The 2379-nt window shown below is 37.1% G+C and carries 3 protein-coding genes; all 3 read left to right on the top strand.

The window, feature by feature from the left end; translation table 11 throughout:
• Positions 1 to 539, top strand: a 539-nt coding sequence (locus AC1DJR_RS26645) for an enolase C-terminal domain-like protein (protein ID WP_477003925.1), incomplete at its 5' end; no start/stop codon positions are given.
• A gap of 39 nt (positions 540 to 578) precedes the next feature.
• Positions 579 to 1580, top strand: coding sequence for a C40 family peptidase (locus AC1DJR_RS26640; protein WP_477003924.1), 1002 nt, complete (start codon positions 579 to 581; stop codon positions 1578 to 1580).
• Between the two features lie 20 nt (positions 1581 to 1600).
• On the top strand, positions 1601 to 2379 hold a 779-nt coding region (locus tag AC1DJR_RS26635; protein ID WP_477003923.1), incomplete at its 3' end, for a peptide ABC transporter substrate-binding protein.

Below are 2379 nucleotides of genomic sequence, written 5' to 3'. Positions count from 1 at the left end.
GCATAGAGGCAATTCGAAATGTAGTACCAAAGAATACGACGTTACGTTTAGATGCAAATCAAGGATGGAAACCGAAAGAAGCGGTTTCTATTATTAGAGAAATGGAGAATAGAAATTTAAATATAGAATTTGTAGAACAACCAGTTCATGCAAAAGATTGGGAAGGATTAAAGTACGTGAAGGACAATGTACAAACGCCTATTATGGCAGATGAAAGTATGTTTTCGGCAAGCGATGCATTAAAGATTGTCCAAGGAGGATATGCAGACCTACTTAATATTAAATTAATGAAATGCGGCGGCATACGAGAAGCATGGAAAATTGCAGATATTGCGGAAGCAGCAGGTGTGAAATGTATGGTTGGAAGTATGATGGAACCTTCACTTTCAGTTAGCGCTGTTGCCCATTTAGCTGCGGCACATCCGAATATTCATTACTTTGATCTTGATGCACCGTTATGGTTAGTAGAAGAGCCAGAAGGGATGACTTACAMTGGTCCAAAGGTAAACCTGCATTCTRTAGTGAATATACAATCTTAGAAGTAGTACCTAGTAAACTATCTTWTAAGGGGGATATATATGAAAAAAGTAGGAACTGCATTTTTRACAACYTTATTTATATTTTCATCGTTTACWTCGGYRAATGCTGAAGAGAAGAAGGATARTAAAGCATTTATAGATGTATCTGCTGCAACGTTATGGACTGCACCAGATTCATTACGACCAATTGATGCACCGAGTGCGACAAATCCAGTTGATTTATGGAAGTGGACGAAATCAATGACGCTAGATGAGAAGCTTTGGTTAACGAGTGCAAATAAATTAGAAACGCAAGCGCTACTCGGTCAAGAAGTAACAGTAATTGATAAAAAAGGTGATTGGGTAAAAGTACTAGTGCACGGACAGCCAACGCCGCGAAATGAAGAAGGGTATCCAGGGTGGATGCCTGAGAAACAATTAACGTATAATCAGGAATTTGCAGATAAAACAAACGAAGCTTTTGTATTAATAACGAAACCGACAGCAATTGTATATATTAACCCTTCTGAAAAACATAAATCGCTAGAAGTCAGTTATAATACGCGTTTACCGCTATTAAGTGAAGATACGATCTCATACCGCGTATTGTTGCCAAATGGTCAGAAGGCGTGGCTACGGAAAAATGATGGAACTGTTTACCATTCTCAAAATGATATTCCGACTCCAACCGCTGATGACTTAATAAACACCGGAAAAATGTTTTTAGGATTACCGTATATATGGGCTGGTACAAGTGGTTTTGGATTTGATTGCTCTGGATTTACACATACGATTTATAAATCACATGGCATTACAATACCGAGGGATTCTGGGCCACAATCAAAAGCAGGAATTGCGGTTGATAAAGAAAACCTACAAAAGGGCGATTTAATATTCTTTGCACATAATCAAGGAAAAGGTAGTGTTCATCACGTTGCCATGTATATTGGTGATGGAAATATGATTCACTCTCCAAAGGCTGAAAGATCGGTAGAAATTATACCGCTAAATACACCAGGATATATAGAAGAATACGCTGGTGCTCGTCGTTACTTACCTTAAAAAAGATAGGGGGGCTTTATATGAAAAAGGTTGTTCGCTACTCATTAGTTAGTACTCTACTTGTATCTTCATTTTTAGTAGGCTGTGCTAAAGAAAAAACAGCTACAAAGCCGAAAGATGAGAAGAAAGTATTACAACTACTAGAAACGGGTGAAATTCCATCATTAAATTCAGGGAAAGTAACAGATGCGGTATCATTTAACGTTTTGAATAACGTAATGGAAGGGTTATTCCGTTTATCGAAAAATGATGAAGTGATTCAAGCGGGAGCACAAAAATATGAAGTGAGTAAAGATGGTAAGACATATACATTCCACTTACGTGATGCGAAATGGTCTAACGGAGATCCAGTAACAGCTCATGATTACGTATATGCTTGGAAGCAACTTATAAATCCAGATACAGCCTCTCAATATGCATATATCTCGTACGATGTGAAAAATGCGGAGAAGATAAATAAGAAACAATTAGGCTTAGAAGAATTAGGTGTGAAAGCAAAGGATGATAAAACGTTCGTTGTAGAGCTGGAACATCCTGTACCGTATTTTACGAAACTACTCATTTTACCATCTTTCTATCCAATTAATGAAAAATATGCGAAGGAGCAAGGTGATAAATACGGGTTAGAGGCAAATAAAGCGATATATAATGGGCCGTTTACATTATCAGAGTGGAAGCACGAAGCGAGCTTTACAATGAAGAAAAATGATAAATATTGGGATAAAAAAGAAGTGAAGTTAGATGAAGTAAACTATCAAATTGTTAAAGAAATTTCAACTGCGGTAAATTTATATGAGAC

This window comes from Bacillus sp. 05T31 (assembly GCF_056396725.1).
This window is presented reverse-complemented; position numbering and strand designations above follow the sequence as displayed.